General features: G+C 67.1%; 26 protein-coding genes and 4 pseudogenes. 11 read left to right on the forward strand and 19 right to left on the reverse strand.

Annotated features, from left to right (window positions below; translation table 11 throughout):
* Together ACFWJO_RS23215 and ACFWJO_RS23220 are read left to right on the forward strand one after the other, a co-directional pair.
* The coding region (locus ACFWJO_RS23215) for a hypothetical protein (protein ID WP_386867923.1) at positions 1–234 on the forward strand (234 nt) is incomplete at its 5' end.
* A gap of 450 nt (positions 235–684) precedes the next feature.
* The gene (locus tag ACFWJO_RS23220; RefSeq protein WP_384414187.1) at positions 685–1125 is read left to right on the forward strand and encodes a pyridoxamine 5'-phosphate oxidase family protein; all 441 of its coding nucleotides are present in this window, start codon (positions 685–687) and stop codon (positions 1123–1125) included.
* Positions 1126–1527: 402 nt separating this feature from the next.
* On the opposite strand, the gene ACFWJO_RS23225 is transcribed toward ACFWJO_RS23220, so the two are convergent.
* On the reverse strand, positions 1528–1818 hold the full coding sequence (locus ACFWJO_RS23225; protein WP_384414184.1) for a barstar family protein: 291 nt from the start codon (positions 1816–1818) through the stop codon (positions 1528–1530).
* 289 nt (positions 1819–2107) lie between these two features.
* The gene (locus ACFWJO_RS23230) at positions 2108–2971 is read right to left on the reverse strand and encodes a hypothetical protein (protein ID WP_386867925.1); all 864 of its coding nucleotides are present in this window, start codon (positions 2969–2971) and stop codon (positions 2108–2110) included.
* A gap of 452 nt (positions 2972–3423) precedes the next feature.
* Between ACFWJO_RS23230 and ACFWJO_RS23235 the strand changes: the two are divergent.
* Positions 3424–3930: pseudogene (locus ACFWJO_RS23235) on the forward strand (DUF2716 domain-containing protein).
* A gap of 615 nt (positions 3931–4545) precedes the next feature.
* Here the strand turns inward: ACFWJO_RS23235 and ACFWJO_RS23240 are convergent.
* The gene (locus ACFWJO_RS23240) at positions 4546–5133 is read right to left on the reverse strand and encodes an SMI1/KNR4 family protein (RefSeq protein ID WP_386867927.1); all 588 of its coding nucleotides are present in this window, start codon (positions 5131–5133) and stop codon (positions 4546–4548) included.
* Positions 5134–5175: 42 nt separating this feature from the next.
* Positions 5176–5424 (reverse strand): hypothetical protein, encoded by a 249-nt coding sequence (locus ACFWJO_RS23245; RefSeq protein WP_386867929.1) that lies wholly within the window; start codon positions 5422–5424, stop codon positions 5176–5178.
* A gap of 174 nt (positions 5425–5598) precedes the next feature.
* Between ACFWJO_RS23245 and ACFWJO_RS23250 the strand changes: the two genes are divergently transcribed.
* A complete protein-coding gene (locus tag ACFWJO_RS23250; protein WP_386868101.1) occupies positions 5599–6354 on the forward strand; it encodes a hypothetical protein in 756 nt (251 codons plus the stop codon).
* Positions 6355–6518: 164 nt separating this feature from the next.
* Here the strand turns inward: ACFWJO_RS23250 and ACFWJO_RS23255 are convergent.
* The 8 genes and pseudogenes from ACFWJO_RS23255 to ACFWJO_RS23290 all read right to left on the reverse strand — a co-directional run.
* Positions 6519–6710: pseudogene (locus ACFWJO_RS23255) on the reverse strand (transposase); the annotation flags it as partial.
* Positions 6711–6912: 202 nt separating this feature from the next.
* Positions 6913–7047: pseudogene (locus tag ACFWJO_RS23260) on the reverse strand (transposase); the annotation flags it as partial.
* A gap of 253 nt (positions 7048–7300) precedes the next feature.
* The gene (locus tag ACFWJO_RS23265) at positions 7301–7906 is read right to left on the reverse strand and encodes a hypothetical protein (RefSeq protein ID WP_386867931.1); all 606 of its coding nucleotides are present in this window, start codon (positions 7904–7906) and stop codon (positions 7301–7303) included.
* A 1204-nt stretch (positions 7907–9110) separates the two neighbouring features.
* Positions 9111–9806 (reverse strand): hypothetical protein, encoded by a 696-nt coding sequence (locus ACFWJO_RS23270; protein ID WP_386867933.1) that lies wholly within the window; start codon positions 9804–9806, stop codon positions 9111–9113.
* Between the two features lie 174 nt (positions 9807–9980).
* On the reverse strand, positions 9981–10316 hold the full coding sequence (locus ACFWJO_RS23275; protein ID WP_386867934.1) for a hypothetical protein: 336 nt from the start codon (positions 10314–10316) through the stop codon (positions 9981–9983).
* Between the two features lie 23 nt (positions 10317–10339).
* Positions 10340–10636 carry a DUF3027 domain-containing protein gene (locus tag ACFWJO_RS23280; RefSeq protein WP_386867936.1) on the reverse strand — a complete coding sequence of 99 codons (297 nt, stop codon included), beginning with the start codon at positions 10634–10636 and terminating at the stop codon, positions 10340–10342.
* A 52-nt stretch (positions 10637–10688) separates the two neighbouring features.
* Entirely contained in the window at positions 10689–10814 is a 126-nt protein-coding gene (locus ACFWJO_RS23285) for an ATP-binding cassette domain-containing protein (protein WP_386867938.1), read from the reverse strand.
* 40 nt (positions 10815–10854) lie between these two features.
* Positions 10855–11127 carry a hypothetical protein gene (locus ACFWJO_RS23290; protein ID WP_386867940.1) on the reverse strand — a complete coding sequence of 91 codons (273 nt, stop codon included), beginning with the start codon at positions 11125–11127 and terminating at the stop codon, positions 10855–10857.
* Between the two features lie 231 nt (positions 11128–11358).
* Here ACFWJO_RS23290 and ACFWJO_RS23295 point away from each other — a divergent pair, with 231 nt between their 5' ends.
* Positions 11359–12159 (forward strand): barstar family protein, encoded by an 801-nt coding sequence (locus ACFWJO_RS23295; RefSeq protein ID WP_386868081.1) that lies wholly within the window; start codon positions 11359–11361, stop codon positions 12157–12159.
* 62 nt (positions 12160–12221) lie between these two features.
* Here the strand turns inward: ACFWJO_RS23295 and ACFWJO_RS23300 are convergent, their stop codons facing one another.
* A complete protein-coding gene (locus ACFWJO_RS23300; protein ID WP_386867941.1) occupies positions 12222–12578 on the reverse strand; it encodes a hypothetical protein in 357 nt (118 codons plus the stop codon).
* A gap of 332 nt (positions 12579–12910) precedes the next feature.
* Between ACFWJO_RS23300 and ACFWJO_RS23305 the strand changes: the two genes are divergently transcribed.
* The 4 genes from ACFWJO_RS23305 to ACFWJO_RS23320 all read left to right on the forward strand — a co-directional run bounded on the left by ACFWJO_RS23305 (position 12911) and on the right by ACFWJO_RS23320 (position 14961).
* Complete coding sequence (locus ACFWJO_RS23305; protein ID WP_386867943.1) at positions 12911–13327, forward strand: hypothetical protein; 417 nt, start codon at positions 12911–12913, stop codon at positions 13325–13327.
* Positions 13321–13893, forward strand: a complete 573-nt coding sequence (locus ACFWJO_RS23310) for a hypothetical protein (protein ID WP_386867945.1) — start codon at positions 13321–13323, stop codon at positions 13891–13893. Before ACFWJO_RS23305 ends, ACFWJO_RS23310 begins: the two co-directional genes overlap by 7 nt.
* Positions 13894–14070: 177 nt before the next feature.
* Positions 14071–14220, forward strand: coding sequence for a hypothetical protein (locus tag ACFWJO_RS23315; protein ID WP_386867946.1), 150 nt, complete (start codon positions 14071–14073; stop codon positions 14218–14220).
* 21 nt (positions 14221–14241) lie between these two features.
* Positions 14242–14961 (forward strand): hypothetical protein, encoded by a 720-nt coding sequence (locus ACFWJO_RS23320; RefSeq protein ID WP_386867948.1) that lies wholly within the window; start codon positions 14242–14244, stop codon positions 14959–14961.
* A gap of 28 nt (positions 14962–14989) precedes the next feature.
* Here the strand turns inward: ACFWJO_RS23320 and ACFWJO_RS23325 are convergent, their stop codons facing one another.
* Entirely contained in the window at positions 14990–16111 is a 1122-nt protein-coding gene (locus tag ACFWJO_RS23325) for a hypothetical protein (RefSeq protein ID WP_386867950.1), read from the reverse strand.
* Positions 16112–16368: 257 nt separating this feature from the next.
* Between ACFWJO_RS23325 and ACFWJO_RS23330 the strand changes: the two genes are divergently transcribed.
* Complete coding sequence (locus ACFWJO_RS23330) at positions 16369–16593, forward strand: hypothetical protein (protein ID WP_386867952.1); 225 nt, start codon at positions 16369–16371, stop codon at positions 16591–16593.
* Positions 16594–16889: 296 nt separating this feature from the next.
* A pseudogene (locus tag ACFWJO_RS23335) lies at positions 16890–17030 on the forward strand (site-specific integrase); the annotation flags it as partial.
* Here the strand turns inward: ACFWJO_RS23335 and ACFWJO_RS23340 are convergent.
* From ACFWJO_RS23340 to ACFWJO_RS23360, 5 genes are all read right to left on the reverse strand, one after another.
* Positions 17030–17185: a hypothetical protein gene (locus ACFWJO_RS23340; RefSeq protein ID WP_386867953.1), complete on the reverse strand. Its 156-nt coding sequence runs from the start codon at positions 17183–17185 to the stop codon at positions 17030–17032. The pseudogene ACFWJO_RS23335 and the gene ACFWJO_RS23340 sit on opposite strands and share 1 nt — an antisense overlap.
* A gap of 62 nt (positions 17186–17247) precedes the next feature.
* Positions 17248–17808: a DUF6232 family protein gene (locus ACFWJO_RS23345; RefSeq protein WP_386867955.1), complete on the reverse strand. Its 561-nt coding sequence runs from the start codon at positions 17806–17808 to the stop codon at positions 17248–17250.
* 386 nt (positions 17809–18194) lie between these two features.
* Complete coding sequence (locus tag ACFWJO_RS23350) at positions 18195–18542, reverse strand: hypothetical protein (RefSeq protein ID WP_384414156.1); 348 nt, start codon at positions 18540–18542, stop codon at positions 18195–18197.
* A 207-nt stretch (positions 18543–18749) separates the two neighbouring features.
* Positions 18750–19157 (reverse strand): DUF4259 domain-containing protein, encoded by a 408-nt coding sequence (locus tag ACFWJO_RS23355; protein ID WP_386867957.1) that lies wholly within the window; start codon positions 19155–19157, stop codon positions 18750–18752.
* Positions 19158–19219: 62 nt separating this feature from the next.
* On the reverse strand, positions 19220–19867 hold the full coding sequence (locus ACFWJO_RS23360) for a transposase (RefSeq protein ID WP_386867959.1): 648 nt from the start codon (positions 19865–19867) through the stop codon (positions 19220–19222).
* Positions 19868–20010: the final 143 nt, after the last annotated feature.

The following is a 20010-nucleotide window of genomic DNA, read 5'->3' on the forward strand; positions in this document are numbered from 1 at the left end:
CTTGCCGGGCGATGCGGTCATGTCGCCCGGCAAGCGACCGCCGGCTTCATCAGGGCCAATGTCCCGGTCGGGTCGACCGTCGCGCAGTTCGGGGCGCTTCTTCCGGTCGGTGCGGCAGGCGAGGAGGGCTTGGCGGATCTCGGCGACAGTCTTGCGGGCATGCTCGGTGGCCGCGGGGCCGGCTGTGCCGGCAACGAACCGGTTCTCGGGCTGCTGGCAGTGCGGGCAGGGTGAATCGTTGTGGAGGAGGCGACCGTCTTCGCACGCGCGGTTCTCACAGCGCCTGGGCCTGACGAGGAACTCAGCGATCTCGTGGGGTGCCCAGCGGCGCCGGTCGTCTTAGTCGCGCTCGTGGATGGCGTGGGACCAGCAGGTGTACCAGCGGCGCTCGACCCGGTCGATGAGCTGGGCCGGAGTGTGATAAACGAGCTCGGCCCTGAACCCACCGGTCGACGACGGCGACCCCCACCCTTGAGTGAAGCCGAACCGGATAGTCTGCAACGAAACTATCTGCTACGGTCTCCCTTGCGGCAACCGGCAGGGGAGACCACACGTTTGCCGCATTCGACTCCGCACCATCGCGCGCCCCGCCAGCCGCCGATCAACTGGCTCGCCATCAACGCCGCAACTGTCCGACCTGCCCTCCCGCCCCGCCCCGCCCCAACCACCGAAAGGCTGACCGACATGAGCAAGCACACCGCCACGAAGACCACCACCGGCACCACCCAGAACGACGGCCCGGCCCCCCGAGCGCTCACCGACCAGGAGCTCTCCCAGCTGTTGAGCCAACAGCAGTTCGGCGTACTCGCCAGCGTCAGGAGCACCGGCCACCCGCACCTGTCGACCGTCCTCTACGACTGGAACGCCAAGGAACGCGTCCTGAGGGTCTCCTCCACCGCCGACCGCCTCAAGGTCCGCCAGTTGCGCCGCGACCCGCACGCCTCACTGCATGTCAGCGGCCCGGACATCTGGTCGTTCGCTGTGGCGGAGGGAGAGACGGAGATCGCAGATCCGGCCGACAAGGCGGCCCCTGACGAGCAGCCGCTGCCTGACCGACGCGTGACCATCCTGCTCCGGGTCTCGCGCCTATACGGGACCGCCCTAGACATCCCCACCCAGGACTGAGGAACCGCACCTCACCGGAACAGGAAAATACGACCAAAACCCCACGACTGGGGCGAGCAACGTCACCCGCCGCGCAGCGCAGCAAGAATCCCACACCCTTCAGCGCGACAGACAGCCTCACAACAGCGGCATAAGACATCGGTATGCCATCGCAGCTGAGACTGGGCCGCGAAAATTGCGACCCTACAGGTCTGTAGGGTCTCGCGGCTCGTGTCGGACGCCGAGGCTGTGACCTGCGGCTCCATCCGCCGTCTCACGCTGTGTCGGACGCTCAGCATCTCAGCTCCGTGTCAGAAGTCGATGGCGGCGTCGGCCGCTTGCGGCGGCCCGACCCGCTTGACCCGTCTCAGCGAAGTTTGACGCGTCTCAACGAAGTTTGACCGCTCGCCGTTGGACTCCACATCAGGTGAAACGCACGGTCAGCCTCTTGTCCGGCGCGTCCGACTCGTCTTCCGCGGCAGCTCGGACCAGGACGGACGCGATCGCCTCGAACGCTTCATCGCCCATGCGGCCACGACTGACTGCAGCGTTCTCCCAGACGATCTCGACCGGGCGCTCGACATCCCTGCTCAGACGGTCCCACAGGGCGCTCAGGTTGTGCCCGTAGTACGGACCGAAGTCCAGAGGCCCGGCAAGAACCCGGTGCAGGTCCGCCTGGCTTCCGATGTGTGCCCCGTCGATGGCGACCCGCATGCTCCTCCACCCCCTCGGCCAGCCAAGCGACTCTACGAAACCCCCGGCACCCCTGCAGGCACCGCGCCCCGTTGAACTGCGGTGTCTCACCGTCGATGTCGGATCCGACTTCCGTCCGACATCGACCGTGAGATTCCGACACGAGATCTGAGACCCTACAGGTCTCCTGTAGGATCTCGCGGCTCGTGTCAGAGACCACCGTTGTGACCTGCGGCTCCCGGATCCGTCTCACGACGTGTCGGGGTTGACCAGTCTCACCACGGGTGTCGGATCCCCAGGGCCGAACTCGTCACTCGTCATCGTCGTCGAAGTCGTAGGGCGGGATGGTCCATCGCATCACCATCTCACCCGCCTCGTCGGCTTCAAGCGTGACCGGATATACCTGGCCGGCGTCCCGCTCACCGCGGTGCCTCATCGAGTGGTCGCCCTGGTCCCATTCGATGCCAAGCACCTGGCAGCCGCCAACCCCGATCGCTCCGGCGCGTAGCGGATGGTGCCACCCGGCTCGCCGGAAACGATGGTAGTCGGTGTGCTTGTCGATCGAGACCACGAGGCCCTTGCCGTGGAGGCGGTCGCACCAGGCGGTGAGTTCGGCCGCACGGGCGGCCGCCTCGGCCAACGGGAGGTCGAGCCACCCATACGGTCCTGCGACGCCGTACTGTGCGATCCGCTCGCCGCCGAACTCGGCGTGCGCTACGTCCGCGTAGCGGCCCCAGTAGAAGACGTCAGCAAGCCCATCGGCTGGCTCACTGTCCATTCCCGTCCACGTGTCCAGCCCTGCGGCGTCGCCGATGACCATGCCGCACCGGTCAACGGGCAGGTCCCCAAGCCGGACCGGCACCGATCGTTCCGTGGTCTCGGGCCACGGAATGCCGAGGCTGATCTCCAAGGTTGCGATCGTCGGCTCTTCGTCAAACGGGGATGCCGAGGTACTCGCCCTCACTTTCAACGGTCGATCCGCGACGGCCGGCACCGCGACCGCCTCGCACAACCACTCGCGAAGATGACCTCCTCCCGACGACGCTGCCGCTCTGGCGCGCTTAGACAAGGGCTGCCCGAGCTCCCGCCAGTAGTCGATCCACCCGGCCATGCCGAGCACCAGCACGCCGGACGGCGCATCGACGGATCCCAGGTCAACGAAGGTCTCAGACATGCGCTGATTGTGCCTTCCCGGTACGACAGGATTCTGTGCGAGGTGCCGGCCCCGCCGCCAGAGGCGCGGGCGCCGCCGCTGTGACTACGACGCTCCCCATGCCTGTCCGGTGCACTGCCGAAGGTTTCTCTGCTGCCTGACAGTGGCTCGCGAACGAGGGAGATCGCGTTGGAAGACGAACCTGGCGCCGGTGCATCACCGATCGGTGGAACAATCTCGGGCCCGACCGCCAGGAGCTCGTGCTCCGCAGCGTGGCTGCCTTCACGGCGACAGTCCTGGCCTCTGCCGTGAGCAAGAGACGCGCATCTGCTGCTCCTCTCCGAGAGGAGCAGGGCAGTGTCCGGTGACCACGCTGAAGAGCTGCGCGTGGAGGCGGTCGTACGCGGCACGACCGCAACAGCGCCTTCGCGGAGGCGGAGAACGTCGCCTCTCTTCTGCCGTCCGAGCGCACGGTGCAACAGACGAGGGCACAGGTCGAGGCAGCGGAGACACAGCTCGACATCGAGCTACGCGGCCGCCTCCAGCCGAGCATGAGTCCGTCCAAGTGGCCGACCATCAAAGAGCCTGGTGCATCAGTCACATGGAATCTGGTGACGCTTCCCGACGAACCTGACTACGAGCGTTTGGACTGCCTGGTCGCCGTCGTCGAGCAAGGACTGTCCTCCTGCGCTGGCCCGTCGGGCACTCTGTTCGCCCTCGACTGGCAGCACCCGTCGTACCGCTTCGCACCGCAAGAGGTGGGCGGTCCTGCGCAACCGGCCTGGCCGCTGAGCCCGTATCCCGACGGGGACTAATTCAACTTCCTGGCAGAGGACTTCCGCTTCGGCAGCTTCGGACACCCCTGGGAAGAGTCTCTTTGCCTGTTCGGCGGGGAACTTCTCGACTTCGTGGCCACGGAGGTCGACAACGTTCTTGGCCCGCCGATCCGGAGGTCAGGCAAGGCAGTAGGCCCGGCCTGAGCCCGGTCCGGGCTTAAAGTCTCGCAAGAATGCGTGCCCGCAGCAGAGCGAATGTTGCGCATCCATACATGCTCCTGAGGGGACTGCTCGGTCTCGTGCAGCATCGTCTCGCTCACCGGCTGTCCTGACTCCCGGGCCAGAGCAGCTGCCGTACGGGCGAGCGCGGTGACGAGCTGGTGCTGCTGCCGACTCGCCAGCCGCAGCTGCCCAGCGTTAAGCGACCGGTGGACCTCCCGCAGTGTTTTCCCAGTGCCAGGAACTGCTGGTCTCCTCCGACAGCTGACGAGCGAGAAGGCTTGCGGCCCACGCCGCGAGCGTCGGCTCGCGGCGATCGCTGGGCGGCCGCAAGCACCGGCTCGGCCGAATGCCTGGACAGGTCACCCGCCCGGCGCGAACAGCACCGTTGCCGCAGTCCTCTCTGGCCCAGCGCGACATACGGTCGGAGCACGGCATCCGACAGAATGGACGGTGACCCCGTCGTGAAGCTTGCTCACGCCGTGGCCTCTACCCACACACGTGATCGCTCCACAGAAGTTGTGCCAGAACCCGGGCAGCGACAGCGGTTGTTCATGGGTTTGGGTTCTGGCTCACATTCCGTGGAGTGATTACGAAGCCTTAGATCTTCGGAGCCAGGCGATGGCGGTTTGGATGAGTGCGAAGCCTCGGCGAGGTGAGTTCCAGGGCCCGGTTGTCGCGTCCGGCGCTCATGTGGTTGAGCCAGCGTTCGTACCAGTCGAGGAAGTCGATGGCGGAGGAGACGTTGGGGCCCCAGTATCCGTCGCTGTTTCCGATGAGGACACGGCCGGTGAGGGGACCAGTCACTGCGATGACACATACATCGGTGCAGCCCATCTCGATGATGTGGAGGAAGAGATCGCCTCCGTGGCCCCTGGGGTTTCTACCGTCGAAGCCACGAGGTGTCCCTGGTTCTCCGCGCGGATTCATGACCAGCAAGGAGCATCGCTCCAGCGGCATGAGGCCGTAGAACGGCGCCGCGCCTGAGCCGCCGATGTGCGTCAGGAACTGCCGATAGGCGTCGGGCAGGGCGATGTGGGGCTTGGCCTCGAACGCAGCGACGCGCGCTTCCGGCAGCTTCGGACCAAGGCGAAACTCGTGTTTCTCTTCCCCGAAGGAATGACTGCGCAGGGGTTGGAAAGGGATCGCGGCCAGCTTGCGACGCAGGCGCGGTATGCGGGGATCCATCGTGCTCTTCTCTCGTCCCCGCCACCCTACGGGCGGCGGTCGTCAGCTGGCCAGAAGAACTCTCTTCCGCAGGAGAGCGAAGCCGGCCCGACCGAACATCTGGCGCTTGAGCATCTTGATCCGGTTGACGTGTCCCTCGACCACGCCTGAGTTCCAGGGCAGGGTGAGCCCGGCGATGACGGCATCGCGGTCACGTTCGATGCCCGCGGCAAGAGTGTGGCTGGGGAAGTCGTCGCGCCGGAGGGCATCAAGCCACTGCGGCAGCTCTTCGCCCTGGCGCTCGGTGAACATCTGGGCGAAGAACCGGACATGAGTGGTGAGGGCGTCGAGTTCGGGACAGTGAGCGTTTTCAGCAAGGTCCCTGATCGGGTGATGCCGTGAGGTTGAGGTGCGGGCTGCAAGGCACGAAGCCCCCGGGGCGGACGGCCGGCGAACCCTCCCGAGCCCTCTCCGTAAGGTGAGCTCATGTCCCTGTCTCCCTGGTCCCCGCCCAGTGCAGTCACCTCCCTCACCGCGCCGCTTCCGCCCGTCGACTGGATCGACCACGTCGACACGGACCCCATCCGTGCGTTGGAAATGCTTGTTCTAGGGTGGTACCCCGCCGAGGAGGCCGCTCCGGATCCCAAGGCGCCCACGGACGGTGATCTGGCAGGCCTGCCGTCCTCGCTCGCCGCCTTCCACCGCCTCGCTCGCCTGCGTCCCGCGCTTCGCCGCTTGAGCAACCCGGTGCTCCTGCAGCCCCAACGAGCTGATAGACCGCATGGCAGTCAGTTGGTCTTCGCGACAGAAAACCAGGGGTGCAGGGACTGGTCCATCCCTTGGCCACCTCAGGGCGGACCGACGGACTCCGATCCCCCTGTCTGGCTCACGGAGGACCCTTACTTCGACGACGATCCGGAGACGATCCTCGAAGCGGAACCCCTCAGCCGGTTCCTCCTCCAGTTCACCCTCAACGAAGCCTGCGACATGGCGCCCTTCAACGCCTGGACCCTGGTCATGCCCATCGAGCACCTCGAACCGCTGTGGGACTTCCTACGCCCCGTCCCCCTCAGCCCCTTCCTCCCCGCCTACACAAACGACCTGTTCTACGCCGCCCCCGGACTGCTGGCGAGCGTCAGCGCCGATGAGACCGAGGCAACCATCGCGTTCGGCGCACGCCACCGCGAAGCCCTCGCCCCTTTGCGGGCATACGACTTCCCCTGGCGACACTTCGACGAGTAGCCCTGGTATTCGCGGTCCTGGGCAGCGGCAGCATGTCGCTCACACGGGGCGTTTTCAGTGTTGTCTCTCCAAAGTGAGGACGGCTTTGGACATGACTTTACGGTGAACCCGCGGCTGTCGTCGCTGCGTCGGACGATGTCCAGGCGCAGGCCGAGCCGGTGGGCGGCTTCGGTGAGGACGTCGCCGGTGTAGGCACCGTCCGCCCAGATCAGCCGGAGCCGGCGGAAGCATTCCCGCAGCGCGGGCAGCATCCCGCAGGCGGCGTTGCGGTCCGTCACCGACGCGGGGGTGACCAGCACCGCCAGGACGAGGCCGAGGCAGTCCACGACCAGGTGCCGCTTGCGTCCGTTGACCAACTTGCCGCCGTCGAAGCCGCGGGAGGCCCGCGCCGACCACGGCGTCCCCTTTCACCGACTGCGAGTCCACGATCCCCGCGGTCGGCTCCGCGTCCCGGCCTTCCGCCTCGCGGACACGTTCCCTCAGCGGGTCGTGGAACTCCCTGATCAGAGCGTTGTCGCGCCAGCGTCGGAAGAACGCGTAGATCGCCCGCCGCTTGATCCCGTTCTCGACCAGATACCGCACCGCGTCGACCATCTGCCGGTGGCAGTAGCTCTCCGGCCTGCCTCCCCGGCCGTCCATCCATGCCGGGACTGGCAGCATCGTCCGCACCACGGCCCACTCCGCGTCCGTCATGTCCGACGTGTAGCGAGGCCGGCGGCCCGGTTTGTCGGCCGCGTTCCCGAACCTGTGAGCAAGACAGTCACACCCCGGGGTGAATAGGCTGGACTCCACCGGAACGGCCACGTACAACTGCGACAACAGGGCCTCCTGGCGCTCGGGCTTCGACAACCACGAGCTGTTCAGGAGGCCCTTCCTTCATGTCTGCCAACCGCGAACTCACCCGTTCCGGCCCCCCGTTCGAACCTGCGGGCCGTGCGCCTATCAGTCAGAAGGGAGGTTCGAGATCGCCGCGGCCATCGCTGTGTGGCCCGCAGTCCCAGGGCTCCTCCTGGAAAGGTTCAATGTCGGTGATGTCGTGGCCCCATGCTTCGAGGGCCTTCCAGGCGCCGCGCCGGTTAGGCTCGTCGCTGCTGGTGTCTAGGATGCGGCGCGCGTGCACGGCGAGGTGATCGCGGTGCTGGGCGAGCGCGGGGTGTTCGGCGAGGATGAGCGCGGCGAGGCCGGCGGCTTCGCGCACGTCCTCGTGAGTGTCCTGCAGGAAGGGCGCGACGGCTCGATAAAGCATCGGGCGCAGGTCCCGGAAGGCCGCCAGCGTGGTGTCGTGGGTGAGGAAGCCAGGGAAGTACTGCTCGGTACGGTCGACAATCTCGTCGGAGGCGTCGTAGGCCGTGGAAACCAACCAGTTCAACAATGTCGCGCGGATGGGGACGTTGCGATACGGCCGGAGGGTCATGGCCGCCGGGTGGGTGAGGACGCCGGCGACATACATGGCGACGGGGGCTGTGGCTTCGTAGATGCTGTTCTGGTGGCCGACCAGCTCACTCAGTTCCGACAAAGCGGTGACCTGCACCTTGGGATCAGGCTCCAGCAACCGTGCCAGGACTTTGGGAAGGCACTCACCGTTCCCGAAAGCCGTCTGGAGCGAACCCCAATCAGTCTCCGCTAGGACCACTTGATACGGCGGCAAGTCAGGCTCGCGGGGCGCCCCGACCTTGGAGCTGCTGTGGTTTACAGGCCAAACCTAGACCAGACTTCTGACACGATTCCCGTGCGGACCGGTCAGAAGCCGCTGTCCTTCCGAGAGTGACGGGCGCGTTTGCGCTGGTCAGGCATAGGGTCGGTGTTTCGGCGGCAGAGACGAGGTGTTGTGCCGTCTCTGCGGTGGAGGTGCCGGGATGCCGTCGGTAGGGCCTGCTGGTGTGCTCAAGGTCTCGACAACCCCGAGCTGCACCAGAGGCCCTGTCTTCATGCACGGACAGACCGAAGATCGCCCGACCGCGCCGCCGCATTCGAACCCCTGCTCACCAAGATCGGTACGACACCGGCTTCTTACCGAAGGTGTCGTAGTCGGGGACCCCTGGACGGAGGTGCCGTCGGGCCTGAGGCTGGCGACCAGGTCGATGTGCTGGTCGGTCACGGCCAGCTGGGCCTGAGTGGTGTCCGCCTTGGGGGCGGTGGCGAGGAGTGTGCCGCCAGGGGGTGCGGGTGTAGGTGGTGGTGTTGTCGGTGGTGAGGTTGTTGGAGCCTCCGTCGTAGGTGAACGGGGTCCCGCCTGCGGTGAGGACGCGGTCGAGGGAGTCGTAGGTGTAGGTGCTGGTGCCGTTGGTGCCGTTGGTGCTGGTGCGTTCGAAGGCGTCGGAGGTGACGGTTCGGGTGGTGCCGTTCTTGGTGACGGACTGGGTGGTGCCGCGGGGAGTGTAGGTGTAGCCGTCGGTGTCCCAGGTCTGGAGACGGTTGCGGGCGTCGTAGGCCGCGTTGGTGGTGCCCTGCTCGGTGAGGTTGCCGGCCTTGTCCCAGGTCTAGGGGACGGTGGTGGTGCCGTTGGTCCAGGAGGCCATGCGGCCGGCGAGGTCGTAGGTGTTGGTGGAGGCTCCGACGCTGCCGGTGGTGGTCTTCTTCGTCAGGCGGTCGGCGTTGTCGTAGCCGTAGCTGCGCTGGGCATCGATGCTGAACGTTTCTCCGGCGCCGGGGCGGGCCTACCGCTCCAGAGTCGCGCGGCCAGCGGCGTCGAAGTCGTAGCGGATCTGCGTGCCTGTGAGGGGGTCGTTGGCGACGTCGAGGCGCCCGGCCGTGTCCTAGGTCGCGGCGCCGGCCCCGGTTCCGGACTCGGCTATAAGGTTGCCCAGCCAGTCGTAGGTGCGCTGGCGCGTGACGTTGCCAGGCAGCAGCTCATTGATGACCTGACCAGCGGCGTCGTAGGTGGTGGTCCGGGAGCGGTCGCCGAGGGCGGGGCGCTGAGGAGTCGTGGGTTCGATAGTGGATTCGGACAGGTTCCAGGAGTTGAAGGTGTAGGTGGTGGTGTGGCCGCGGCCGTCGGTGAGGCGGGTGCGGTTGCCGTTCGCGTCGTAGCCGAAGGACGTGGTGATCTGGTCGGTCGCGGAGATTTTCTCGGTCTGGCTGGTCAGCTGTCCGAGCGCGTTGTACGTGTAGTCGGTGTGGCCACCGGCCGGGTCGTCGGCGGTGATCTGGTTGCCATCGGGGTCGAAGCCTGCCTTGGCCGAGCGCAGGACGGTGGTGCCAGTGCCGTAGTCCTTGGTCTCGGTGATGTTGCCCAGACCGTTGTAGACGGTCTGGGTCTTGCGGTTGGTGGGGTCGATCGTCTCGACCTTGCGGCCGAGACGATCGTAGGAGAAGCGGGTGGTGCCCTGAGCCGGGGTGGTGACCGCGGTGGGTTCACCGGCCGCGTTGTAGACGGAGGTCGTGGTACGGCCCGCCGGGGTGGTGGAGGCGATCTGGTTGCCCGCGTCGTCCCAGGTGTAGTCGGCGGCCAATACTGCGTCGCAATACGCCTCAGCCCCTGGTCAGCCGCCCGGTGCTCAGCTCGACTGCTCCGCCCTCAAGGGCGGCCAGTCCAGTCGATCGGACCGCCGGCACAGGTCAGTGGTCAGGCTCTCGCGATCCAGTGGCCTGCCTGCCGCCTTCAGACAGCCCTTTGTCCCCGCCTGTCATCGCGCGAAATCGCTGATGGTCGGTTCGAATGGAGTCATGGCAACGCCTACTCCCGGCGAACGCCCGAGAGGGTGGGGGCGGGTGGCCGCGTGGTCGTCGGCCTCCTGGTCGACGTCGTCGTAGCCGCCGTGGACGTCGCAGACGATGTCGTCACGGTGGTCCAGGTCGCTGGTGAGCGCGCGGTGCAGGCAGGTGACGCTGTAGGCCGACGTCCAGGCAGTGGCCCTGCACTCGGGGTCGAACGGGCACTGCACGCGCGCGTCGAACCCGATATCGCCCTCGCCGTCCATACGAAGGGCCAGGGTGAGGTGCTGGCCGAGGCGGATCAGCACTAATTGCTTCCTTGCAGCTGCCGTCAGCCGAGCGAGCCGTCTTCACGAACCGTGAAGGAGGCGCAGCCATCGTGCTCGAAGCGCACCTGTCCGTCGAACGTCGAGTCGGCATGGGCGCAGGCTCCCCAGTCCCGCCCCACCTCGCCGCTCAGCGCGATCCAGAACCGGCACCCGCCGCACTGCTCGTCATACCAATCGTCCCGATAATCGGGCGCTCCGGTCGACCTGTTCCGCAGCCGCAGCCAACGCTCGTGAGCCTCGTCGTTGTGTCCACGGTCATCACCTGTCCACGGCCCCCCAGACACCAGCTGATCCCCCACTCTCTCGAACAGATCGACAGGCTACAGATGGACTCAGCTCAGCGAACTTGACTTATGAGGCGCCTGAGGTGTCTGGGAGGCCGGCCAAGGTGTAGGTCAGGATGCTCTTCCCGGCACCGCTGCGGCCGATCAGCACGACGAGCGCGTTCTCCGGAAGTCGCGGGGGCATCTGGCTCACGTGTCGTCTCCTTGCGGGTGAAGGGCGCGGGCGGCCCAGTTCATGGCTGCCCGGCGTTGTCGGTGATCAGGGCGGCGGCCTCGGGCAGGTTGCAGGAGGCGTCACCCTCGCGGTGGGGCTCGAGCTGCTCCGCCCGGCGGGCGGCGGTGCTGACGAGCTGGGCGAGCGTGGGGAAGAGGCCGCCAGGGACGTCGATGTCCTCCTGGAGCTCGCACAGGATCGCGGCGAGCTCGAGGGCGTCGAGGTCGTCGGCGGTCAGGTCGTCCTCGACCTGCTGGGGGGCGAGCTGGGCGATGCCGAGCGAGGTGCGCACCCGGTCGAGGCGAGTGCGGGGCGTACGGTCACCGGGTAGTCGCCCCGATGGTGGCGACCAGCGCGGCGGCCGTCTCCCGGTTGTGGTGCCAGGCGCTGTCCAGACAGTACGGGCCTTCTCTGAACTAGGCGGTGAGACGAGTGCCGCTGCTTGTCAAGCCGACCTGTCGACTGGCTGAACTACGCCCGAGGGCTTCTCTGTAGGCTCTTCACCTCAGGAGGTGCTGTGGAGATGCTGGGCCTTGGTGGAGAAGGGTTTAAGTACGCCCTGACCAGCGACGAGGATGTGAGCGACTTCTGGGGCTTCGCGCAGGAAGCCAGAGGGTTGTTCAATGGAAGCGACGATGGACATCGCCAGGTCGAACTTCTGGGGTGCTCGCCTCGAGGCGCGCTGCTGACCTGCCTCGACCATCTCGGCGGGCGCCGCGCGACCGCGGGAAGTGCCTATCTAGCTCTCCTCGACGCCAAGGGCATTGAGATGGGTTCCTACTTCGTCAGCAACCTCTCCGCAATCGCCGCCAAGCCTTCCCATCGCGAGGAAGGGCTTCTCGACATCACTATGCGTCTGTGGTGCGACCAGCTCCTCCCCGGCTCGGAATGGGTGTGGGAATTGGTTCGAACTGGGCAGCTGAACCGGAAGGGCATGTGGCACTCCCTCCCTCCGGAAGACCGGAGAGCCTGGCTGTCCGTAGCGCTGTGGTCGCGGCAGTACCAGCGCCGAGACCACCCCGAGGACACAGCGCCAGGGCAGGTGTTCACCTTGGACGGTCTGCAGGTCGTCGATCCCGACAGCTTCTACTGCGCACTGGGTGAAGCCATCAACGGTCCCGGGGGCTACTTCGGCTGGAACCTGGCTGCCGTGGACGACTGTCTCGGCGGAGGGTTCGGTGCCGCGCCTCCGTTCACTCTGGAATGGCAGCACTCAAACACCGCACGGGCGCATCTCGTCAGTGACCACGGTGGCAATGGTGCCTTGTTCGAGGTGCTTCTAGAGATCTTCATGGACCGTGGTATCGACGTCCGACTGCGGTGACGAGGGAGCCATTGCCCTCGTGAGTGAGGGTCGGCACCAGGCGTCGGTCGTCGGCTCGCGAGTTAGGGCGCCTTCGCCTCGCTCATGCGAACAGCGAGTCTCCAGGAGCCCCGCCCGGCACCCGGCGGTCCGCGGCGTAGTGCGTGACGAATGACAGGGCGAGTGCGGCCGCGGCGGCACCAGGGGTGCAGCCGGATGCCCAGGACTCGGGCGCCGGCCCCGACCGCGAGGGCCTGGGTGGCGGTGTAGGTCAGGCAGTGCCAGGCGCACGCCTTGACGCCGTCCGTGGTGCCGTGGACGGTCGGCTCGTCGTCCGGGGTGTTGGCGAAGTGGACGGGCTTGTCGTCGGTGGCGCCCTTGCCCCGGGCGCAGTAGTCGGACTGCACGAAATTCGTCACTGCTTTCTTGCCGTGTCTCATTCCTCAACTCCCGTTGATCGCGCGCGGGGTAGCAGTTGATGAGTGTCGTGTCGCGGACGTACCGTCCCGCCGCGTGTTGGTGCACTTCTCCTCTGCCGAGGGCTGGCAGCCCTGGGGACTCAATGGCGAGCCGTTTGATCCCTGAGCGGATGCCGATGCTGGTCGACGACTACTTCCTGTTTGAGGACGAGAGCGGCCCCAGGGCGACGCGGGCGGTGAACGCGTGGCTTCGTACGCTGCCGTCCAGCGGAGCGCAGTCGCCGAATTCGTGGCGGGCGTAGGTGCTGGCGGCCCGGGACTGGCTTACGCATCTGCGGCGGCATCGTGTCGCGGTGTTCGGTACGCGGCAGGAGCTGGTGGCCGCGCTCGGTACGTACGCGGACCTTCGGCTGTCGGGGCCGTTGGACGAGCGGCTGGAGTTCTCGTCATGGGAGTTGCAGGTCACGGTGTTAAGCCGGTTCTACGACTGGGCCGAGAGCGAGGGCCTGGCCGCAGCGGTGCCGTTCACGGTGGCCACCGGCAAGCGGATGGTCCAGGGCCGTCTGGTGGAGACCCGGCCCAACCAGGGCCAGGCTGCGGCGGCCGAAGTCGTACGTCAAGGTGCAGTACCTGGGGTCCGACTTTGCCGATCTGTTCCGCTACGGCCTGCCGGGCTGGGCTCGGATGGGCTGGAGGACGCGACGTTCCGCGGCCGGTTCCCAGGCCGGAACGCGGCGATGGGCGGCCTGGTGCTGGGCAGCGGATGCTGAGCCGGGAGTTCACCCACCTCCTGGTTCATGAAGTCCCGCCGCTGCCCGCTGAGCCGACCGAGGTGCCGATCCCGTGGGTGGTCCCGGAGCTGGCGGCCAAAGGGCGGAAGTTCCGCACGACGTGGATCGACTACGCCTCGCTGGCGGCCGTGCACTCCTACATCGACCTGGACAGGGAGATGTCGCAAGGGACGCGGCAGCCGAGGAGGCCTCTGGTGGTGGAGGAGGCGGACTTCTACGGCGGCCGGGTCAACGGTCGGCGCACACGCTGGGCGGCGCTTCGGCCGGAGGAACGGCTGCGGCTGGTCGGACCGCAGGGCGGCTCGCTGCTGCTGGCGCTGAGCTACGACGGCCAGCCGTTCGTGGACTGGGGCACGCTGTTTCGCCGCACGGCCCGCCGGATCCGTGAGCGCTTCGAGCCGCGGTTCCCCGACGTCGCGCCGCACCGGTGCCGGCACACCTTCGCCATGGCCACCCTGGAGAACCTGGTGGAGGGCCACTACCGGCAGGCCGCCCAGCTCGCTGCGGTAACCGGAGATGCGTCCGGCTCGCGCTCTACCTGCTGAAAGCCGATCCACTGCTGATCCTGCGGGACCTCCTAGGGCACTCCAGCGTGGTCACCACGGAGGTCTACCTCAAGCGCCTGAATATCCACCGGATCTAGCGGCCTGGGAAAGCAGCCGTGCCGTCATCGATGCGGCCGCGCTCGCCGAGGCCGACGCCGAGTTCGCCGAGGAGTTCTGATGCCTGCCGAAGTCCTGCGCGATCCGCTCGCGCTGAAGCTGTCCCTGCCCGGCGAGACGTCGACGGTCATCGTCATCGGTGACCTGCCCAACCCGAAGCTGGCGGCCGATCTGACCGAGAGCCTTGCCGCCTCGATCCCTCCCCACTGACCGCTCGCCAAGCTGACCACGGTGAAGAGCTTCAGCTTCACCCTGCTCCGGATGGTCCGCGAACTGACCGAGGACGGCTTCACTGGTTCGGCGGCCGAGCCGACCCGACCCGTGCTCGGGGCGTTCTGGCTGCGCTCGCACTACTTGATCGAATACCGCACCCGCACGATCCTGCGCGCCTTGGACACCCGGCATCACGTGCTACCGGGCCGAGCACGAGCGGTCCATGCCTGGAAGAGATCGACACGGCAGCTGGAAAGACCGGATGACATGGCTCTCGGCCACCAGCAGCGCGACCAGATCGAGAGGCGCATCCGCGCGGCCATCGACCGGCTACTGGCCGGGCAGATCCCGCCCGGCGGCGCCTGCGACGTCAAGACGCTCGCCCGTGAGGCGGGCATCTCCCGCGCGTCCCTTTACCGGACCTGGGGCCACCTCAAGGACGAATTCGAGAAGCGGCGGGCAGCCGCCTGGGCGGCCGGCCGGCAACCCGACCCGCGCGAGGGTCGCATCGCCCGGCGGCGAGACCTCAACCAGCGACTCACCGGCAAGTTCGTCCGCACCCACACCGAGCTCACACAGCTCAAGGAGCGTCACCGGCTCCTCCTGTCCGTCCTGGCCGCCAAGGACGACGAACTTCACCGACTCCGACGCGAGCTGAGCACGTTCAGCGTGTCCCCGGCACCCGTTCTGAACGAGGGGAACAACGCCAGAAGCGTAGTCCCGCTGTCCCTCCCCTGATGGTGGAACCCAAGCCGTGTTGCAGGGGTCAGCCATCGAAGCTCCGCCAAGGGATGTCGAGCTGCACGAGCCGGTGCAGTGCGCTCCGGTGACTAGCACCAACGCGGACCTCGACCTTGCCCTCGTCCCAACCAGGCGTAACGGTGGCGACAAGCCCAGAAGCAACCAGGAGGTCTGTCGGCGCTACCGGTGCCAGGAACGGCTGCAGGGGAACGCGCTGCAGACAGCTCTCAAGCTGCGGCAGGAATCGCCTCGGAAGGTCGAAGGAATAGGCCCCGTAAGGTGCGGTGACCGCTGCTTCCTTCAAGGCGAACTGCAGGAGGAATCTACTCAGCGGTTCTTGTTCTGCCGCGGAACGGCGGTCCTCGAAGCGGGCGTCCTCAAGCCTTACGGAGGGATCAACATCGGTGTCACCCGCTGTCCGGGGTATCGACCAAGTCCAGCCTCCCTGGCACTCGACACCGAAGACAAGGAGTTCCGCGCCCTCCTCCGCGCGCAACTCAGGCATCGGCACGATCCGGTTGTGGCCGCCCATCATGGCCGGCCTCCGCGCGGCCAGCCGATAGAAGCCAGCCAGTGCCCTGGGGATGAAGTCGGGCATGGCGACGTCCGGGGCCTGTGTGCTGCTCTCCGGGTACCAACCGGTGACAAAGCCTTCCAGAGCCCTGCCGGGGTTCGCTCCTACGTCGCTGAGCCAGTCCAGGTCCGGAAGAGGCGTCAGCGTGACCGGAGGCCGCACCACGTCGAGGATCTCGCGTTTCAACGGAGGGCTGATGCACAGGTCGCAGCGGCTGAGTACGTCCTCGCTGGCTTCACACATCGAGACCTGCACCACGCCGAGGTACAGGCAGACGTCATCGAGCCGTACAAAGAGGTGGAGGGTGGCCTCCGCCGGAGCCCCTGCTGTGCTGAAGCTCATGGGCCCCATGAGCTTCGACGCGATCGGAGCAGGAGCAGGTCCGATCAGGCGGAACTCTTCGGCATTCCACACCCCGCTGGCCGCAGGGTCGTCGCCAGCCTCCGCAACGATGACCGTTGATGTGGCACCGAGGGCAACGGTTGCGCCGGACACCAGGAAAACGTCCGGGTCGGGGCCGGCCAGGGCAATGGCCTCAGTCTCATCGACGCGGTCCAAGAGGGTCAGCTGCACCTGGCAAGGATATTGGGGAAACGATCAACTGCTACCGCAATAGACGCTGCCAGCGGAGCGCCGACGTCGTGCGAGCTCCACCGTCAGGGGTGCATCCAAGCTCGGCACAGCGGCCACCTGCAGAGATTCAAAGCCAGACTCTGAACCCCCGCTCCGAGCACGCGTACGACCCGCCTCCGTCGAGGCGGGCCGTACGTCGTGTGAGAGCGAGACCGAGGCCGAGTGTCGATCGCGTCTCCGCCCGTACGATGATCAGCGTGACCAGCCGCCGCACCCTTGGCGCGGGCCCGCAGAACCTCACGAGCGTCCGCGCCGCCCAGGCAGACCTCCTCGATGAGCTTCCCGGCGTCCGCCTCCCCGACCTCGTAGAGCTGCGGGCCCGGGGTGTCCTGGTCACCCACCGCACCGAGGGTCGCAACGCTCGCCGTCTCCTCGGCGACGGAGTCCAGCCGGATCCTCCAGCACGGGAACCCACCGGCTAACCACCACAGCCGCGACAGGCTCCATCGCGGCGCCGGCCAGGACCACGAGCAGCGCAGGCCGGGGAAGAGCGCGGCGGCCAGGGCGGCGGCGATCGTGCGCAGGATCAGCGCGGGCCGGTACACCGTCGCCAGCAGGCGGGCCCGGGCTGGGCCGTAGCGCTGCGGCAAGGCGACGGCGAACGTCGCCGCCCGCGCGGACACCGACGTGCACCCGCACGACTGGAGACTGATCACCGCCGCCGACGCGCACCCGGTCACACGCCAGTCGGCGTTATCCGCCGCAGCATAGCCACGCCCTGCTGCCCCGGCTGATCAAGGGCCGTACCCGGGGGCCGGTGTTGGTCACCCACCGCAGGCCGGGTCCCGGCAAGGTTCTCAGCTCCCGTGATCTCTGCCCAGACACCTGGCTGGTGCGGCTGTCGTACGGGCTGGCCCGTCAGCCCAGGAGCGCGAGCAGCCGCCCCAGCGCCTCCATGACGGGCCGGCCCACCTCGCCCACGGTCGCCGCGATCTGCGAGACGGACGCCAGGATCATGCCGCGCTCGCGCAGGGCGGCCCGGTCGGGGGTGAGCGCGGGCAGCGCGTTCTCCACGGTCTGGGCCTGGTCCGGGGTGAGCAGGGGGCGCAGGTCGTTGAGGAGGCGGGTGAGGTCCGTCAGGCGGCTTGGAGCTCGGTGTCCTGAGCGGTGCCGTCGTTGTGGACGACGGTGCCGTGGTTGATGCCGATGACCTTTTCGCCGCCGTTCATGTTGACGACGGACCCGAAGTTGTTCGTGGTGTTGTGCTGCTCGAGGACGGCGGAGAACTCGTATTCGGGGTGGTCGATCGCGTAAACGATCTGCCCGGCGATCGCCCGCAGTTCATCCATGTTCGGCAGCGTCAGGACCACCCTGGAACCGCTGTTCCGCTCGACGACCAGCACCGGCTTCCTCGACCAAAGCAGGCCGACGCCGACAACGACCAGGGTGAAAAGGGTCGGGACGCCCAGGGCAGTCGCCCCGCCGTCGCCGTCCGTGGAGTCAAACCGGGCGGAGACCAAGAGAGCGAAGATCTCCAACAGCAGGAAGTAGACGCCGGCCTTGCCCCAGGCGGGCTTCCGCCTGAACACTTCGACCCAGGTGACATTGCGCAACGGAACTGCCGCCGACCCCACCCACAGGATCTGCCGCTGGACTCGGAGTTCCAGCGGCTTTCCCCTGCGGGGAGGCAGCGGCATCGGCGGTATCTGAGGAGGCGGCTGAGACGGGGGCCGGGGCGGAAGCTGGGGCGGAGGTCCGGAAGGTGTCCCGGGAGGTGGTATGCCGACGCCGCCTGTGTGATCCATGGTCCCCCCGTGCTGTCGTCACACCCACCCGCGCAGTGCGTGGCGCGGGAGCATCATTAAGCCTGTGTGGGATCGTGGGACGGCAGACGAGATACGGCCAATTTGCCTTGCTTCTGCACAGGTGAGCTGACGGCGACGGCGAACACCTCCGCCCGCACGGACACCGACCTCTGTCCGCACGACTGGCAGCCACGACCCGCTGTCCTTGCCGCACACCATTGGGACAGGCCAGGGGGAGCTGGGCGGCCCCGAGACGTGGTCGTTCCCGTGCAGCCTCGCTAAAGGTCCTCGCGGCTCGCGTCCAACGAGAGCTGTCGAAGTACCTCAGCCGTCGTCATTTGCACGCCTTCATCATGGATACGGCCGAGTTCAGAGAACACGAAGGCGAACGCCGACAACAGCTTGATTGTGTGCTTGGTCATTTCAGCTGAGAGGCGGTCGCTCAGCTGCTCAGCTGTCATCGGCCCAGGGATCTCGATGGTTGGCATCAGGTTCACCGCAAAGGAGCCGAAAGCTTCCATGTACTCGGGTTCGGGCTCCTCGACACCTTGGTTGATAACACTGGTGAGCAGCCCGATCAGATCAAGCGTGATGGGGCGAATGTCATCCGGGTCTTGGTCTGTCATGCATGCAGGGTAGGTAAACAGCGCCAGCAAGATGCATCCGCTTGGCCAAGCAGCAACCACCCCGCCCTCGCGCCACAGCGCCCCGTACTACCGGCACTGCGCCACCGGCTGCGCCCAGGCACCGCCGTGCATGATGATCGTCCCGCTGGCTTTGTCCATGAGTACGGGATCTGGCCCTTTTTTTTGTGGTGCCGATACGGTGAGTCATCACAGCTGGTCGAATGCGCGAAGGATAAGCTGAACTTCTTGGCGCCACTCCGCAGCGGTGCTGCTATCCACCCATCCTTGGGCGAGTTTGGATCCATCACCCAGGACGCGGCGGAGAGCTTGGCGGGCCATGGCACGCACCGGTTCTGGCATCTGGAGGAGTACCCCCTCCGGCGCGTCCTCAGGGTTCGTGGGTATATCGCTTCCCTCGGCGTAGCCGATGGCGTAGGCAGCGGCGGCCACTGCCTCTGCTCCGTCTTCGCCATCGACAACCGAGCCGGAGTCGACCACTCGCTGGAACGCTTCCTGGATGGCGGCCACGGCTTCCTGCGGCGGCAGACCGTGGAGCCAGTCCCTGAAGTCGTCGGCGAGGTCGCTTTGAAACGGTCCTGTTCCCCACGTGCCCATATGTGTCTCCTGATATCCGCTGACCGAGCCAAGGTCAGCATCTCAGCAGCCACTGACACCGTTCACGGCGCAAGGAGCACACGCTTGCGGAGCAAGGCAAAGCCGGCACGGCCGAACATCTGGCGCTTGAGCATCTTGATCCGGTTGACGTGGCCTTCGACGACTCCGGCGTTCCAGGGCAGGGTGAGGCCGGCGATGACGGCGTCGCGGTCGCGGGCGATGCCGGCCGCGAGGGTGTGGAGGCTGGGCAGGTTGTCCTGCCGGACGGCGTCGAGCCAGTCTGGCAGGCGTTCGCCCTGGAGCTCGGTGAGCATGGTCGCAAAGGAGCGGACGTGGCGGGTGAGGGCGTCAAGCTCGGGGCAGTGGGTCCGGACGGTCTTGAGCTGGAGGTGTTCGGGTTCGGTGAGGGTTTCCGGGCGGCTGAGGACCCATCGGGTGACTGTTCGGGGCGAGGGCGGCCGGGCGGTCACCGGCTGCGGTGAGGTGCGCTTGTCGTGCAGGTAGGCGCGAACGCGCTGGTAGCTGCCCATGTAGCCGAGTGGCACGATCTCCTCCCACAGCTTCCAGGCGTTGGTGCAGCCCTCGCTCCAGCGGTCGTCCAGGTAGGGCTTGTAGTCGTCGAGGACCGAGGGCCGGTTCTGCCACTGCCCGGTGAACAACTCCTCCGGGGCCGCAGCGTCGGCGGGCCGTTTGACCGTGCGCCAGGTCATGCCGAGCTGACGTTGGATCGAACGGTGGCTGTGCCCGACCGCCAGCAACGCGTGGACGGCCCCGTGCCGGGCCCGGACGCGGTCGGCGAACCGGTGGCCGGTCGGCCAAAGCGAGCCGGACGGCCTTTCGCCTTCTGGATCGG

This window comes from Streptomyces sp. NPDC127092, from assembly GCF_042722475.1.
Lineage (GTDB): Bacteria > Actinomycetota > Actinomycetes > Streptomycetales > Streptomycetaceae > Streptomyces.

Coding starts and splice junctions, on each gene's coding strand:
- ACFWJO_RS23220 (WP_384414187.1), top strand. CDS start 685: ATGAGCAAGCACACCGCCACGAAGACCACCACCGGCACCACCCAGAAC.
- ACFWJO_RS23225 (WP_384414184.1), bottom strand. CDS start 1,818: ATGCGGGTCGCCATCGACGGGGCACACATCGGAAGCCAGGCGGACCTG.
- ACFWJO_RS23230 (WP_386867925.1), bottom strand. CDS start 2,971: ATGTCTGAGACCTTCGTTGACCTGGGATCCGTCGATGCGCCGTCCGGC.
- ACFWJO_RS23240 (WP_386867927.1), bottom strand. CDS start 5,133: ATGGATCCCCGCATACCGCGCCTGCGTCGCAAGCTGGCCGCGATCCCT.
- ACFWJO_RS23245 (WP_386867929.1), bottom strand. CDS start 5,424: ATGTTCACCGAGCGCCAGGGCGAAGAGCTGCCGCAGTGGCTTGATGCC.
- ACFWJO_RS23250 (WP_386868101.1), top strand. CDS start 5,599: ATGTCCCTGTCTCCCTGGTCCCCGCCCAGTGCAGTCACCTCCCTCACC.
- ACFWJO_RS23295 (WP_386868081.1), top strand. CDS start 11,359: ATGCTGGGCCTTGGTGGAGAAGGGTTTAAGTACGCCCTGACCAGCGAC.
- ACFWJO_RS23300 (WP_386867941.1), bottom strand. CDS start 12,578: ATGAGACACGGCAAGAAAGCAGTGACGAATTTCGTGCAGTCCGACTAC.
- ACFWJO_RS23310 (WP_386867945.1), top strand. CDS start 13,321: ATGCTGAGCCGGGAGTTCACCCACCTCCTGGTTCATGAAGTCCCGCCG.
- ACFWJO_RS23315 (WP_386867946.1), top strand. CDS start 14,071: ATGCCTGCCGAAGTCCTGCGCGATCCGCTCGCGCTGAAGCTGTCCCTG.
- ACFWJO_RS23345 (WP_386867955.1), bottom strand. CDS start 17,808: ATGCCGCTGCCTCCCCGCAGGGGAAAGCCGCTGGAACTCCGAGTCCAG.
- ACFWJO_RS23350 (WP_384414156.1), bottom strand. CDS start 18,542: ATGACAGACCAAGACCCGGATGACATTCGCCCCATCACGCTTGATCTG.
- ACFWJO_RS23355 (WP_386867957.1), bottom strand. CDS start 19,157: ATGGGCACGTGGGGAACAGGACCGTTTCAAAGCGACCTCGCCGACGAC.
- ACFWJO_RS23360 (WP_386867959.1), bottom strand. CDS start 19,867: ATGACCTGGCGCACGGTCAAACGGCCCGCCGACGCTGCGGCCCCGGAG.